The sequence below is a fragment of the Bartonella sp. AA86SXKL genome, from assembly GCF_042196885.1.
Genome location: NZ_JBHIRE010000319.1, coordinates 1 through 448, shown reverse-complemented (window position 1 = coordinate 448; position 448 = coordinate 1). Strand labels below are relative to the sequence as shown.

Sequence of the window (448 nt, the reverse complement as noted above, 5' to 3'; positions counted from 1 at the left end):
TTATTGTTTTTAGGAATATTTTCTACCATTAAATGAGAGTTTTACCAAAACAGATTCTCACAGCTAAAAATTGCAAAAATGAGGATTTCCTGGTAAAAATGAGAGAAGGCTTTGAAAGGTCTTCGAAGAATTTTAAAAAGTCTGTGAAACCCCAGAAAACTACCTTTGAAAAAATGAAATAAAGAGTTTAAATTGCTGCAAAATCAACCCAAAATGACAAAAAAGATACACACTTTCATTTTAAATGGATAATCAAGCTGAATTTTGTATAGTTATTAGATATGCTTTTTCAGCTTCAATTTGACCTTTTAAATGCAATTTTAGAAGTGGCAAGGTAAGCTCTGAATTTTTAGCTGTGTTTCTTGTTTTAAACAAGCTCTTGTAACTTTCCATAAAGCTCTGTAGCTAATTCCGCTATATCTTCAGGAGGGGAGTTTAATTTTTGCAT

The 448-nt window shown here is 30.6% G+C and carries 1 pseudogene; it reads right to left on the bottom strand.

Annotation, left to right across the window (positions count from 1 at the left end):
- Positions 1 to 252: 252 nt before the first annotated feature.
- A pseudogene (locus ACFIO5_RS11775) lies at positions 253 to 448 on the bottom strand (helix-turn-helix domain-containing protein); the annotation flags it as partial.